Source organism: Azospirillum picis, from assembly GCF_017876115.1.
GTDB lineage: Bacteria > Pseudomonadota > Alphaproteobacteria > Azospirillales > Azospirillaceae > Azospirillum > Azospirillum picis.
This window is the reverse complement of record NZ_JAGINO010000001.1, coordinates 495,130-508,526: the sequence shown is the minus strand read 5'-3', so window position 1 is coordinate 508,526 and position 13,397 is coordinate 495,130. Positions and strand designations below refer to the sequence as shown.

The 13,397-nt window shown below is 71.8% G+C and carries 13 protein-coding genes; 6 read left to right on the top strand and 7 right to left on the bottom strand.

From position 1 onward, the window contains the following. Positions 1-71: 71 nt before the first annotated feature. Genes lysA through argH form a run of 3 tightly spaced genes read right to left on the bottom strand, consistent with a single transcriptional unit; the run spans position 72 to position 3,006 of the window. Entirely contained in the window at positions 72-1,331 is a 1,260-nt protein-coding gene (gene lysA, locus J2850_RS02315; protein ID WP_209978453.1) for a diaminopimelate decarboxylase, read from the bottom strand. Between the two features lie 35 nt (positions 1,332-1,366). Then, positions 1,367-1,561, bottom strand: coding sequence for a hypothetical protein (locus J2850_RS02310; protein WP_209978330.1), 195 nt, complete (start codon positions 1,559-1,561; stop codon positions 1,367-1,369). Then, positions 1,558-3,006: an argininosuccinate lyase gene (gene argH, locus J2850_RS02305; RefSeq protein ID WP_209978328.1), complete on the bottom strand. Its 1,449-nt coding sequence runs from the start codon at positions 3,004-3,006 to the stop codon at positions 1,558-1,560. The genes J2850_RS02310 and argH overlap by 4 nt, the downstream gene beginning before the upstream one ends. A gap of 87 nt (positions 3,007-3,093) precedes the next feature. Here argH and J2850_RS02300 point away from each other — a divergent pair, with 87 nt between their 5' ends. Continuing rightward, entirely contained in the window at positions 3,094-3,723 is a 630-nt protein-coding gene (locus tag J2850_RS02300; RefSeq protein ID WP_246512709.1) for a TlpA family protein disulfide reductase, read from the top strand. 144 nt (positions 3,724-3,867) lie between these two features. Next, positions 3,868-4,626: a cyclic nucleotide-binding domain-containing protein gene (locus tag J2850_RS02295; protein ID WP_209978326.1), complete on the top strand. Its 759-nt coding sequence runs from the start codon at positions 3,868-3,870 to the stop codon at positions 4,624-4,626. 48 nt (positions 4,627-4,674) lie between these two features. Here the strand turns inward: J2850_RS02295 and J2850_RS02290 are convergent, their stop codons facing one another. From J2850_RS02290 to hyi, 3 genes are all read right to left on the bottom strand, one after another. Continuing rightward, positions 4,675-5,937, bottom strand: a complete 1,263-nt coding sequence (locus tag J2850_RS02290; RefSeq protein ID WP_209978324.1) for a glycerate kinase type-2 family protein — start codon at positions 5,935-5,937, stop codon at positions 4,675-4,677. A 240-nt stretch (positions 5,938-6,177) separates the two neighbouring features. Then, the gene (gene glxR / locus J2850_RS02285; protein ID WP_209978322.1) at positions 6,178-7,062 is read right to left on the bottom strand and encodes a 2-hydroxy-3-oxopropionate reductase; all 885 of its coding nucleotides are present in this window, start codon (positions 7,060-7,062) and stop codon (positions 6,178-6,180) included. Between the two features lie 52 nt (positions 7,063-7,114). Continuing rightward, a complete protein-coding gene (gene hyi / locus J2850_RS02280; protein ID WP_209978320.1) occupies positions 7,115-7,921 on the bottom strand; it encodes a hydroxypyruvate isomerase in 807 nt (268 codons plus the stop codon). Positions 7,922-8,191: 270 nt separating this feature from the next. On the opposite strand from hyi, the gene J2850_RS02275 reads away from it, so the two are divergent. The 3 genes from J2850_RS02275 to J2850_RS02265 all read left to right on the top strand — a co-directional run bounded on the left by J2850_RS02275 (position 8,192) and on the right by J2850_RS02265 (position 10,942). Continuing rightward, positions 8,192-10,246 carry an NADPH-dependent 2,4-dienoyl-CoA reductase gene (locus tag J2850_RS02275; protein ID WP_209978318.1) on the top strand — a complete coding sequence of 685 codons (2,055 nt, stop codon included), beginning with the start codon at positions 8,192-8,194 and terminating at the stop codon, positions 10,244-10,246. Between the two features lie 97 nt (positions 10,247-10,343). Continuing rightward, entirely contained in the window at positions 10,344-10,748 is a 405-nt protein-coding gene (locus J2850_RS02270; RefSeq protein ID WP_209978317.1) for a hypothetical protein, read from the top strand. Beyond that, a complete protein-coding gene (locus J2850_RS02265) occupies positions 10,745-10,942 on the top strand; it encodes a helix-turn-helix transcriptional regulator (protein WP_209978315.1) in 198 nt (65 codons plus the stop codon). The genes J2850_RS02270 and J2850_RS02265 overlap by 4 nt, the downstream gene beginning before the upstream one ends. Before the next feature lie 20 nt (positions 10,943-10,962). Here the strand turns inward: J2850_RS02265 and J2850_RS02260 are convergent, their stop codons facing one another. Beyond that, complete coding sequence (locus J2850_RS02260; RefSeq protein ID WP_209978312.1) at positions 10,963-11,388, bottom strand: Lrp/AsnC family transcriptional regulator; 426 nt, start codon at positions 11,386-11,388, stop codon at positions 10,963-10,965. A gap of 190 nt (positions 11,389-11,578) precedes the next feature. On the opposite strand from J2850_RS02260, the gene J2850_RS02255 reads away from it, so the two are divergent. Continuing rightward, positions 11,579-13,390 carry a DUF2491 family protein gene (locus J2850_RS02255; RefSeq protein WP_209978310.1) on the top strand — a complete coding sequence of 604 codons (1,812 nt, stop codon included), beginning with the start codon at positions 11,579-11,581 and terminating at the stop codon, positions 13,388-13,390. The last annotated feature ends 7 nt before the right edge of the window (positions 13,391-13,397 follow it).

Genomic DNA, 13,397 nt, shown 5'->3' with positions numbered 1-13,397 from the left:
CCGTCAGCCTTTCAGGCCCGACGACGGAACGACAACAGACGGACGTGCCATGAATTCCCTGCCTCAGGCGCTCACAGCCAGTCGGGAACCCGCTCGGCCGCCAGCATCTCCTCCACCGTCGGCCGAGGACGGATGACGGAGAAGCGGTCGCCGTTGACCAGCACCTCCGGCACCAGCGGCCGGCTGTTGTAGGTCGACGCCATCACCGCGCCATAGGCACCGGCCGACAGCAGGGCAACCAGGTCGTCGTCGGCCAGCGGCGGCAGCGGGCGCTGCACGGCGAAGGTATCGCCGCTTTCGCACACCGGGCCGACTACGTCGTAGGGCTCCTGCGCGGCGTTGGCGGCCGGTTCGGCGACCGGGACGACGCCGTGGTAGGCGTCGTAGAGCGACGGCCGGATCAGGTCGTTCATCGCCGCGTCGATGATGGCGAAGCGGCGGTGCAGCCCCTGCTTCACGTAGATGACGCGGCTGACCAGGATGCCGGCGTTGCCGACCAGCGAGCGGCCCGGCTCCAGCGTGATCCGGCAGCCGAGATTGCCGGTGATCGAGCGCACCATCGCCGCATAGTCGGCGAGGTCGGGCGGCGCCTCGTCCCTGTAGGTGATGCCGAGGCCGCCGCCGAGGTCGAGGCGGCGGATGTCCAGCCCGTCCTCGCGCAACTGGTGCAGCAGGACGGCGACCCGCTCGTAGGCGGCGCGGAAGGGGGCGAGGTCGGTGAGCTGCGAGCCGATGTGGACGGCGATCGCCACCGGCCTGATGCCCGGCATCGCCGCCGCGCGGCGGTAGATCTCGCGCGCGTGGTCGTAGTCGATGCCGAACTTGTTCTCCTTCTTGCCCGTCGCAATCTTGGCGTGGGTCTTGGCGTCGACGTCGGGATTGACGCGGAAGGCGATGGGAGCCTCCACGCCCATGGACGAGGCCACCTCGCTCAGCGCCTCCAGTTCCGGCACCGACTCGACGTTGATCTGGTGGATGCCGGCCTCGAGCGCCGCGCGCAGGTCGTCGCGGGTCTTGCCGACGCCGGAGAAGACGATGCGTTCGGGCGGGATGCCGCCGGCCAGCGCCCGCTTCATCTCGCCGACCGACACCACGTCGCCGCCGGCGCCCAGCCTGGCCAGCGTGCGGATGACCGCGAGGTTGGAGTTCGCCTTCAGCGCATAGCAGACGCCGGCGTCCTGGCCGGCGAAGGCGCCGGCATAGGCGTTGTAGTGCGCGTCAAGGGCTGCGGTCGAATAGAGGTAGAAGGGCGTCCCGACCTCGCGCGCCACATCCTCCAGCGACACGGCTTCGGCGTGCAGCACGCCGTCGCGGTAGGCGAAGACGCTCATGGGCGAACCGCTGGCGGAAGCCGGGAGGGCGTCGGTCATGGGAACTGCACTCCGGACCCGGCCGGCTTGCCGGGCTTGGGATCGAGGTCGGGGTTGGGATAGGTGCGCGGGAACGGGTCGGGCTGGCCTTCCGGAACCGGGCTGTCGACGAATTTCGGCTTCTTGCCGCAGCCGGCCAGCGCCAGGGTGCAGGCCAGCGCCAGGACGGTCAGGGACAGGGTCTTGCTCACAGGAAACGCTCCCGGGCGGCCTTCACCGCCTCCTGCACGCGGACGGGGGCCGGCCCGCCGAAGCTGGTCCGGCTGTTCAGCGACGCCTCGATGCTCAGCGCCGGATAGACGGCCTGCGTGATGCGCGGCTCGATGGCCTGGAGTTCGGCCAGCGTCAGGTCGGTCAGGCCGACGCGCCGGTCCTCCGCCGCCTTGACGGCGCGGCCGGTGACGTGGTGCGCCTCGCGGAAGGGCATGTCCAGCTCCCGCACCAGCCAGTCGGCGAGGTCGGTGGCGTTCAGGAAGCCGCGGTCGGCCGCCTCGCGCATCGCCGGCACGTTGGGCTGCATGTCGCGCACCATGCCTTCCATGGCGGCGATGCACAGCGCCAGCGTGTCGTCGGCCTCGAACACCGGCTCCTTGTCCTCCTGCATGTCCTTCGAATAGGCCAGCGGCAGGCCCTTCATGGCGATCAGCAGGCTGTTGAGCGAGCCGATGACCCGCCCGGCCTTGGCACGCACCAGCTCCGCCGCGTCGGGGTTCTTCTTCTGCGGCATGATCGAGGAGCCGGTGGTGAAGGCGTCGGTCAGCTTGATGAAGCGGAACTGGGCCGAGCACCAGATCACGATCTCCTCGGCGAAGCGCGACAGGTGCATGGCGCAGATCGACGCCGCCGACAGGTATTCCAGCGCGAAGTCGCGGTCGGACACCGCGTCCAGCGAGTTGGCGGTCGGCCGGTTGAAGCCCAGCGCCTCCGCCGTCATGAAGCGGTCGATGGGGTAGGGGGTGCCGGCCAGCGCCGCCGAGCCGAGCGGGCATTCGTTCAGCCGGCAGCGGGCGTCGCGGAAGCGGCCGCGGTCGCGCCCGAACATCTCGACATAGGCCAGCAGGTGGTGGGCGAAGCTGATCGGCTGCGCCGCCTGCAGGTGGGTGAAGCCGGGCATCACCGTCCCGGTGTGCTGTTCCGCCAGGTCGATCAGCGCGGTCTGCAGTGCGGTCAGGCCGGCGATGCTGCGGTCGATGGCGTCGCGCACCCACAGCTTGAAGTCGGTCGCCACCTGGTCGTTGCGCGAGCGGCCGGTGTGCAGGCGCTTGGCCGGCTCGCCGATCAACTCTGCCAGCCGGGCCTCCACATTCATGTGGATGTCCTCCAGCTCCACCTTGAAGGTGAAGGTGCCGGCGTCAATCTCTGCTTTCACGCGGTCGAGCCCGCCGATGATGGCGTCGGCGTCGGCCTGGGTTATGATGCCCTGCTTGGCCAGCATCGCGGCATGGGCCTTCGACCCGGCGATGTCCTGGTCGGCCAGGCGCTTGTCGAAGCCGATGGAGGCGTTGATCTTCTCCATGATGGCGGCGGGACCGCGCGCGAAGCGGCCGCCCCACATCTGGCTGGCGGCGGGTGCGGCGGCGGTGCCGGCAGCGGGGCTGGCAGCCGGACGGGTCGGCGGGGTCTGATCGGCGCTCATGGGGACGGTGACCGGGGCATCTGGGTAGGGGAGCGAGGAAGCGTGAGTATGCGGACTTTGGCGGCGGTCGCAACGGTTTGTGTGTGCATGGCCGGGGCCGGCCTGTGGTGGAGCGCCGGCGCGGCGCCCGCCGCGCCGGAGGTGGTGCGGCTCGGCGCGGCCGATGCGCCGCCGGCGGCGCCGGCCGCGGCACTGCCCGTCTCCTCCACCGGCGCGGACAAGCTGGAGAAGTTCAGGGAGGCGGAGCCCAAGCCGATGCCGCCGCTGTCCTTCGTCGACGGCGAGGGCCGGCGGGTCGATCTGGCGGATTTCAAGGACCGCGTCGTCCTGCTGAACCTGTGGGCCACCTGGTGCGGGCCCTGCGTCAAGGAGATGCCGTCGCTCGACCGGCTGCAGGCCCAGCTCGGCGGCGACCGCTTCCAGGTCGTGGCGCTGTCGCTCGACCGCGGCGGGCAGGCGGTGGTGGAGCCCTTCTACAAGAAGACCGGGGTCGAGCATCTCGCCCTGTTCCTCGATCCCGGGTCGCAGTCGATGAAGACGCTGGGCCTGCGCGGCCTGCCCACCACCATCCTGGTCGATCCGGACGGGCGGGAGCTGGGCCGGGTCGAGGGGGCGGTGGAATGGGATTCGCAGGAAGTCGTCGCCTTCCTGCGCCAGTATCTCGGCCGCGGCTCCGGCCCGGCGCGCGACCGCGGGATGATGAAGACCAACGGCTAGGGAAGCCTCTGCGATGCCCCTTGCCGGGATGCCGGCGGGCGGCTGACGGTGCCGCGCCGATGAGGTAGAGTGCCGCAGCGCGCTTCGCCCCGAGTGCCTACCCGCGAGTGCCTACCCGCGAGTCCCTGCCCGCGAGCCTCTGTCATGTCCCAGCCCGCCGCCCCGGGTCCCAAGCGCCACACCATCGGCCCCGGCATCGTGATGATGCGCCAGGGCGAACGCGGCGACCGCGCCTGGCTGATCGACTCCGGCGAGCTGGAGGTGGTGCTGACCGGCCCGGACGGCGGCACGCGCCGGCTGGGCACCGTCGGCAAGGGGGCGGTGGTCGGCGAGATGGCGCTGATCGACGACGGCGAGCGCAGCGCCACCGTGCGCTCCCTGACCGAGGTGACGTGCGTCGAGGTGACGCGCGACGCCTTCCGCAGCCTGTTGAAGCGCAGCCCACCGCTGGCCTCCTACCTGCTGCAGAGCCTGATCGCCGCCATCCGCCGCGACTACGGCCTGCCGCCGGCCGAGCGGGTCGGCAACCCGGTGGACTTCCGCTCCACCAATTCCTTCCAGAAGGTGGTCGACCGCCGGATGATCCGCGAGGGCCACGTCTTCTTCAGCCCCAACGAGCCGCTGAGCGCCGCCTACCTGATCCAGTCCGGCCGGGTCGCGCTCCGCCCCGGCCGCGGAACGCTGGGCGGCGACATCGCCACGCTCGGACCCGGCAGCCTGTTCGGCGAGATCTACCTGCTGACCGGCCGCCGGCCCGACGTCACCGCCGTGGCGGTCGGCGGCGGCATCTGCGAGGTGATCGACCGCCGCAGCTTCGAGGACGCGGTGTCCGCCATGCCGCCGATCCTGAAGTCGCTGGCACGCATCTACATCGCCCAGTTGACCAAGGCGAAGGCCGGATGAGGGCGGGGGGATCCGCGGGCGGGCGCCGGTCCGTCCTGCCCGGCGCCGTCAGGCCGGGTCGATCACGATCACCCGGAAGTCGTTGACGTTGGTCCGGGTCGGGCCGGTGACCACGAGGTCGCCCAGCGCCTTGAAGAAGCTGTAGCCGTCGTTGTTTGCCAGGAACGCCTTGGCGTCGAGCCCCATCGCCTCGGCCCGCGCCAGCGTGTCGGGGCGCAGAATGGCGCCGGCGTTGTCCTCCGTCCCGTCGATGCCGTCGGTGTCGAAGGCGGCGGCGCGGATGCCGGGCTGGCCGTCGAGCGCCACCGCCAGCGCCAGCAGGAACTCGACGTTGCGGCCGCCGCGGCCCTGGCCGCGCACGGTCACCGTGGTCTCGCCGCCGGACAGGATCACCGCCGGGACCGGCGCCGGCTGGCCGTGGCGGGCGACCTGCCGGGCGATGCCGGCATGGACCCTGGCGACCTCGCGCGATTCGCCCTCGATGGCGTCGCCGAGGATGACGGGGGTGTAGCCGCGGTCGCGGGCGAGGGCCGCCGCGGCCTCCAGCGCGTCCTGCGGGGTGGCGATGATGGTGGTCTCGGCACCGGCCAGCCGCGGGTCGCCGGGCTTCGGCGTCTCGTCCTGGCCCGCCTCCAGGAAGGCGGCGACGGCGGGCGGCGGGGTGATGCCGTATTTGGCGAGGATGGCGCGGGCATCGGCGAAGCTGGTCGGGTCGGGCACGGTCGGGCCGCTGGCGATCACCGACGGGTCGTCGCCCGGCACGTCGGAGACCAGCAGCGAGACCACGCGGGCCGGATGGGCCAGGGCGGCCAGCCGCCCGCCCTTCACCGCCGACAGGTGCTTGCGCACGCAGTTCATCTCGCCGATGTCGGCGCCGCTCTTCAGCAGCGCCTTGGCGACGGCGCGCTTGTCGTCCAGCGTGATGCCGGGGGCGGGCAGGGCCAGCAGCGCCGACCCGCCGCCGGAGACCAGGCACAGCACCAGGTCGTCGGCGGTCAGCCCGCGCAGCATCTCGGTGATCCGCCGCGCGGCGTCCTGGCCGGCGGCGTCCGGCACCGGGTGCGAGGCCTGGACCACCTCGATCCGTTCGGTCGGCAGGTCGTGGTCGTAGCGGGTGACGACCAGCCCCGACAGCGGCCCCGGCCAGTGGTCCTCCACCGCCTTGGCCATGGCGGCGGCGGCCTTGCCGGCGCCGACGACGACCGTGCGGCCTTTCGGCGGCGCCGGCAGCGCCGCCGGCAGCCGGGTGTCGGCGGTCACCGCGGTCAGGGCCGCCTGGAACAGGTCATGGAGCAGGGCGTCGGTGGTCATGGTCGCTCGGCGTGTCGTGGTGTCCGGGGCGCTTAGAATGCACGGGAATGAGGGGAGGGCCAATGGTTTGGATGGAGCTGTTTGCCGGGTCACGCCTGACGGTGCCCCCTCCCTAACCCTCCCCCGCCTGTGGCGGGAGAGGGGACTGCCGCCGCAGTGCGAATCCTCCCTCTCCCGCGAAGCGGGGGAGGGAGGGACCCGCGGCGGAGCCGTGGGAGGGAGGGGGCCCGCGACGCCCTCCTACTTCGCCCCTACCTCGTGCCCGGCCAGCAGTTCCAGCGCGCGGAGCATGCCGGAATGGTCCCAGGCGGCGCCGCCCTGGGCGGCGCAGGCGTTGAAGAGCTGCTGGCAGCTCGCGGTGTGCGGCAGCGACAGGTTCAGCGCCTTGGCGCCGCTCAGCGCCAGGTTGAGGTCCTTCTGGTGCAGCTCGATGCGGAAGCCGGGATTGAAGTTGCGGTTGATCATCCGCTCGCCATGCACCTCCAGGATGCGCGAGGAGGCGAAGCCGCCCATCAGCGCCTGGCGGACCTTGGCGGGGTCGGCGCCGGCCTTGGAGGCGAAGAGCAGCGCCTCGGCCACCGCCTCGATGGTCAGGGCGACGATGATCTGGTTGGCGACCTTGGTGGTCTGGCCGTCGCCGTTGCCGCCGACCAGCGTGACGTTCTTGCCCATCCTGTCGAACAGCGGCTTGACCCGCTCGAAGGCCGCCTCGGGGCCGCCGACCATGATGGTGAGCGAGGCCGCCTTGGCGCCGACCTCGCCGCCCGACACCGGCGCGTCGAGATAGTCGCAGCCGAGCGCGTTGATGCGCTTGGCATACTCCTTGGTCTCGATCGGCGAGATGGAGGACATGTCGACCACCACCTTGCCGGCGGACAGGCCGGCGGCGACGCCGGTCTCGCCGAACAGGGCAGCACCGACATGCGGGGTGTCCGGCACCATGGTGATGACGACCTCGGCCGCCGCGGCGACCTCCTGGCCCGACGGGCAGGGGATGGCGCCCTTGGCGGTCAGGTCGGCCGGGACCGGCTTGATGTCGTGGACGTAGAGGGTGTGACCGGCGTCCAGCAGGTGCCCCGCCATCGGGGTGCCCATGATGCCGAGTCCGATGAATCCGACCTTCATGACGATGGTCCTTTCTCGCGTGATGTTGGGCTCGCGTGATGTTGGGAATGCCTCAGACCGTCGCCGGCTCGGTGCGGTAGGGGGCGAACCAGCCGAGCCCCTCGTCGGTCGTCGTCTTCGGCTTGTATTCGCAGCCGACCCAGCCGTCGTAGCCGATGGCGTCCAAGTGCTTGAACAGGAAGGGATAGTTGATCTCCCCGGTGCCGGGCTCGTTGCGGCCGGGGTTGTCGGCGAGCTGGACGTGGGCGATGCGGGCGAGGTTGGCCTCGATGGTGCGGGCCAGGTCGCCTTCCATGATCTGCATGTGGTAGGCGTCGTACTGCACGTAGAGATTGCCGGAGCCGACCTTGTCGATCAGGTCGAGCGCCTGGCGGGTGCGGGTCAGGTAGAAGCCGGGGATGTCGCGGGTGTTGATCGGCTCGATCAGCAGCTTGATCCCGGCGCCGGCCAGCGCGTCGGCGGCATAGGCGAGGTTGGCGACCAGCGTGCTTTCGGCGGTGGCGGCGTCGGCTCCCCCGGCATTCCCCTGGGGCAGGATGCCGACCAGGCAGTTGACCTGCCTGCACCCCAGCGTGCCGGCATAGTCGATGGCGCGGGCGACGCCGTCGCGGAATTCCTGCACGCGGTCGGGCAGGATGGCGATGCCGCGCTCGCCGCCGCCCCAGTTGCCGGCCGGCAGATTGTGCAGGACCTGGGCCAGCCCGTGCCGGCGCAGCTTCTCGGCCAGCGCATCGGCGGAAAACTCGTAGGGGAACAGATACTCCACGCCACGGAAGCCGGCATCGGCCGCCGCGGCGAATCGGTCGAGGAAGGGATGCTCGTTGTAGAGCATCGTCAGGTTGGCGGCGAACTGCACCATGGCCGAACTCCCGGTTGCGCGGGTCGCGCGGGTTGTACCCGGCCGCCGCGGAATGGAGGGGCGGCCCTTGGAAAGGGAGCTTGAGCGCCGCGAACGCCGCCGGGCCAGTTCGACGGGCCGCTTTTTCACACCGCGGAAAGCGGAAGACGCGAACGATCCAGTCATCCGGGCACCGACCCCTGCGGAACCATATTGACGCTTACGTCACCCTGAAATAGGCTCCGCCCCACGGATCATCCGCATTCCCAGCGCCGCCGGAGGACAAGGCCCGTGACCCAGCCCTACCCGCATCTGCTCCAGCCCCTCGACCTCGGCTTCACCATGCTGAAGAACCGGGTGCTGATGGGATCGATGCACACGGGGCTGGAGGACCGGCGGCGCCACTTCCCCCGGCTGGCCGCCTACTTCGCCGAACGGGCGCGCGGCGGCGCCGGGCTGATGGTGACCGGCGGCTTCGCGCCCAACGTGGAGGGGTGGCTGTCGCCCTTCGGCTCGACGCTGGCGCGCCACGGCGCGGCGCGCTCGCACCGGGTCATCACCGACGCCGTCCACGCCGAAGGCGGCAAGATCGCGCTGCAGATCCTGCATGCCGGCCGCTATGCCCACAGCCCGCTGTCGGTGGCGCCCTCGGCGATCAAGTCGCCGATCACCCCCTTCACCCCGCGCGCCCTGACCGCGCGGGGGGTGGAGCGCCAGATCCGTGCCTTCGTCCGCTGCGCCGAACTGGCGCGCGAGGCCGGCTACGACGGCGTCGAGGTGATGGGATCGGAAGGCTACCTGATCAACCAGTTCCTGGTGACCCACACCAACCGGCGCACCGACCGCTGGGGCGGCGACTACGAGAACCGCATGCGCTTCCCGGTGGAGATCGTGTCGCGCATGCGCGAGGCGGTCGGCCGCGACTTCATCATCATCTTCCGCCTGTCGATGCTGGACCTGATCCCGGACGGCAGCAGTTGGGACGAGGTGGTGCGGCTCGCCGTGGCGATCGAGCGGGCCGGGGCCACCATCATCAACACCGGCATCGGCTGGCACGAGGCCCGGGTGCCGACCATCGCCACCAGCGTGCCGCGCGCCAACTTCGCCGGGGTGACCGGCAAGCTGCGGGACGCCCTGTCGGCGCAGGGGATCGCCATCCCGCTCTGCACCACCAACCGCATCAACACGCCCGAGGTGGCGGACGGCGTCGTCGCCGGCGGGCTGGCCGACATGGTGTCGATGGCGCGGCCCTTCCTCGCCGATCCCGACTTCGTCGCCAAGGCGGCGGCCGGCCGGCCCGAGGCCATCAACACCTGCATCGCCTGCAACCAGGCCTGCCTGGACCACATCTTCTCCGGCAAGCTGGCGAGCTGCCTGGTCAACCCGCGCGCCTGCCACGAGACGGAGCTGGTCGTCCCGCCGGCTGCCAGGCGCCGGCGCATCGCCGTGGTCGGCGCCGGCCCCGCCGGGCTGTCCTGCGCCGCCACCGCGGCGGAGCGCGGGCACGAGGTCCACCTGTTCGAGGCCGCCGACGAGATCGGCGGCCAGTTCAACATGGCCAAGCTGATCCCCGGCAAGGAGGAGTTCCACGAAACCCTGCGCTATTTCCGGCACCGGCTGGCGGAAACCGGCGTCGCGCTGCATCTCGGCCGCCGGGCCGCGGCGGCGGATCTGGCGGAGGCCGGGTTCGACGCGGTGGTGCTCGCCACCGGCGTGGTGCCGCGCGACCCGCGCATCCCCGGCCAGGACCATCCCAAGGTGCTGACCTATGCCGAGCTGCTGCGCGGCGCCAAGCCGGCCGGGCGCCGCGTCGCCGTGGTCGGGGCGGGCGGCATCGGCTTCGACGTCTGCGAGTTCCTGACCCAGGACGGCCCCTCGCCGAGCCTGGATCCGGCGCTGTGGCGCGCCGAATGGGGAGTGGCGGATCCGGCCGAGGCGCGGGGCGGCGTCGCCGGCGTCCGCCCGCACGCCGCCCCGCCGGCCCGCGAGGTCGTGCTGCTCCAGCGCAAGCCGGGCAAGCCGGGCGCCGGGCTGGGCAAGACCACCGGCTGGATCCACCGGGCACAGTTGAAGATGAAGGGCGTCACCGCGCTCGCCGGCGTCAATTACGAGCGCATCGACGACGAGGGGCTGACCATCAGCTTCGGCGAGGGCCGCGAGAAGCCGCGGACCCTGGCGGTCGACAGCATCGTGCTGTGCACCGGGCAGGAACCCCTGCGCGAGCTGCAGGCCCCCCTGGAGGCCGCCGGCGTCGCCGTCCACCTGATCGGCGGCGCCGACGTCGCGGCGGAACTGGACGCCAAGCGCGCGATCGCCCAGGGCATGCGGCTGGCGGCCTCCCTGTGACCCGGCCAGAGGTCCGCGGCGGATAGTCAAGGACGCTTGACATCGCCGGCCGCCTTCGCCACTGTAAAGCACGCTTTACAAGAGGGAGAGGCGGACGATGGCGGGCACAGTTGGCCGGTGGCGCGCATTGGCGGAGTTCACGGGAACGATGCTGCTCTACATCCTGGTGCTGGTCGTCTCGCTCAAGGCGATGCCCGCCATTCCCGACGGCGCGGCGCGCCACGCGGCGGCCCTGGCCCCCATGCTGCCCTGCCTGCTGATGGTCTGGGTGATCCTGCGGCAGTTCCGGCGCCTCGACGAGTATCTGCGGCTGAAGATGATGGAGGACATCGTGGTCGCCGCCGCGGTCACGGCACTGGTCACCTTCACCTACGGCTTCCTGGAGACTCTCGGCTGGCCGACGCTGTCCATGTTCGCCGTCTGGCCGGTGATGGGAACGGCCTGGGCGCTGCGCAGCATCCTGCGCGGCCTGCTGGAAGCCCGCGAGCTGAGGCGGGGATGAGGAACACCCTGCGCGAGCTCCGCGGCGAGCGGGGCTGGAGCCAGGCGGCCCTTGCCGAACGGCTGGGGGTGTCGCGCCAGACGGTCAACGCGCTGGAAACCGGCCGCTACGACCCGTCGCTGCCCCTCGCCTTCAGCATCGGCCGGCTGTTCGGCCGGCCGCTGGAGCAGATCTTCTTCGAGGACGAGCCCTGAGAGTGCCGGAGCGCCGTACGCTAGCGGTCCACCTTCGTCGACAGCACGATCGACGACATGGTGCGCTCCACGCCCGGCAGGCGGCCGATGGCGTCCAGCGCCGCGTCCATCGCGTCGTGGGTGTCGGTGCCGACGGTGGCGCAGAGGTCGTACTGGCCGCTGATGCTGTGCAGCCGCATCAGCTCCGGCATCTTGCGCAGGGCGTGGACGGCGCGGTCGGCCAGCTTGGCGTTCACGCTGATCATCACCAGCGCGGTCACGCCGCGCCGGGGTGCCGGATCCCCCAGCTTCACCGTATAGCCGGCGATCACCCCCAGCCGCTCCAGCCGGGCGATGCGGTCCTGCACGGTGGAGCGCGACAGCCCGAGCGTACGGCCGAGCGCCGCGGTGCTGGTGCGCGCGTTCAGCGTCAGCAGGTCGATCAGGCGCCGGTCGAGATCGTCCATGGAATCCGTCTGGATCCGTCGTCAGGGAACAGGGAGCGGGCAGGGAACGGAAAGCCCCGCCCGCGCTGTGATAGCCGCCGGCCCCGGCCGCGGCAAGACGGTAACCGCCACGGCGAAGCCGCTTGAGATGTGTCGCTTACACGCCTAGGCTCCCGCGACGACTCGCCGAGTGGGCCATCTGAGAGGAAGGATGCCGCAGATCGCGAAACCCCGGTGGCCCGGACGCCTGCGGGCCGCCGCCGTCGCCCTTCTGATGGCGGTGCAGCCGCTTGCCGCCCCCGCCGGCGCACTCCTGACCGCCTCCCGGACCACGGCCGCCGCGACCGCGGTGGTTGCCGCAGCGGTGCCGGTGGTCGCGATGCCGGGCGAGGCGGAGGCGCGGGCCGGATCGAGCAGCCGCTCCTCGGGGGGCTATTCACGGCCCTCGCGCACGCCCTCGACCGGCAGCAGCAGCGGCTATTCCCGCCCCTCGCCGTCACGCACGCCGTCAACCGGCGGCGGCTGGTTCTCCGGCGGATCGTCCAGCTCCAGCGGCGGCTATGCCCGGCCGGGCAGCAGCGCCCCGTCGGTCGCCGCACCGCCGACATCGGCCGGTGACCGCGCCTTCAGCCAGCAGGGCTCCGCCGACGCGCTGAACCGCTACCGCGCCCGGCAGGATGCCGACCGGACACCATCGGCCCCGGCCGCGGGGTCCGCGGCGGGGACCGGACGGACGGGCGGGTCGGCGTCGTCGGGTTCCGGCGGCTCCGGATGGGGCTGGGGCTGGGGGTCGAACAGCGGCTCCTACCGCACGCCCTCGACCCGGCCGGCGCCGGCCAACCCCTATGGCGGCTACGGCTGGGCGCCGCCGCCCTACACCTACAACGCGCCGCGGCGCTTCGGCGTCTGGGACGGGCTGTTCCTGTGGTTCCTGCTCGACACCCTGACCCGGCCGGGGCATGCCGCCTTCTTCCACGACCATGCCGACGACCCCGGCTACCGCGAGTGGCGGCAGGAGGCCGACCGGCTGGCGCAGGACAACGCGGATCTGCGGGCGAAGCTCGGGCAGCTCGACCAGTCGATGGCGGCGCAGGCCGGCACCCCGCGCGAGGCCGGGCGGCTGCCGCCCGACGTGCCGGCGGATCTGGCCCGCGCCGATTCCGCCAGCGCCAGCGCCAGCCCGGCCAGCTCGGCGGAGGCCGCCGATCCGGCCCGGCCCGGCCACGGCTCGGGCTTCGGCGGTCTGTGGCTGTGGAGCATCCTGCTGCTGGCCGTCGCGGCGCTGTTCCTGCTGTGGCGGGCGCGGCGCCGGATGGACAACCCGCCGGTCGCCAGCGGACCGGTTTCCAAGGGAGGATCGGACGTGCCCCTGTTCGGAACGCTCGGCAACTACGTGAACCAGAAGCTCGGCGGCCAGCGCTACAGTCCGGCGCTGTTCCGGCTCGGCATGACGGTGTCGATCGACCCCGCGCCCTTCCTGCTGGCCGAAGGCGCCACCAAGGTGAAGGCGCCCGACACCGGCGGCGACCGGCTGGTGTCGATCGAGGCGGTCGGGACCGTCACCTCCGGGCCGGCCACCGTCTACCGCCTGCATCTGCCGGTCGGCGGCTTCTTCCAGATCCATCTCGGCCCCGACGGGCAGCCGGACGAATGCCGCTATTTCACGCCGATCGACAGCGTGGCCCCGGCCGACGAGAGTGAATGGGGCTTCTGGCTCGACGATGCCGAGGGAATGATCGGCTGGCCGGAGTTCCAGACCAAGGACGGCAAGCTCTATCCCCGGATCTGGCAGCCGGGCGGCAGCCGGATCCAGCCCTTCACCCTCAGCGAGTCGCGCCAGACCGTGCGCGGGACCGAGACGGTGACGAGCCAGGCGATGCTGTACGGCGCGCCGACCGGCGCCTCCGCCCCGGCGCCCCAGACCGAGTACATCCTGGTGGAGGCGGTGGAGCGCGCCGGCCGCGCGTCGGTCGAGATCGCCGCCGGCATCGACGTCAACCCCGCCTCCCTCTCGCTGTCCTGATCCCACC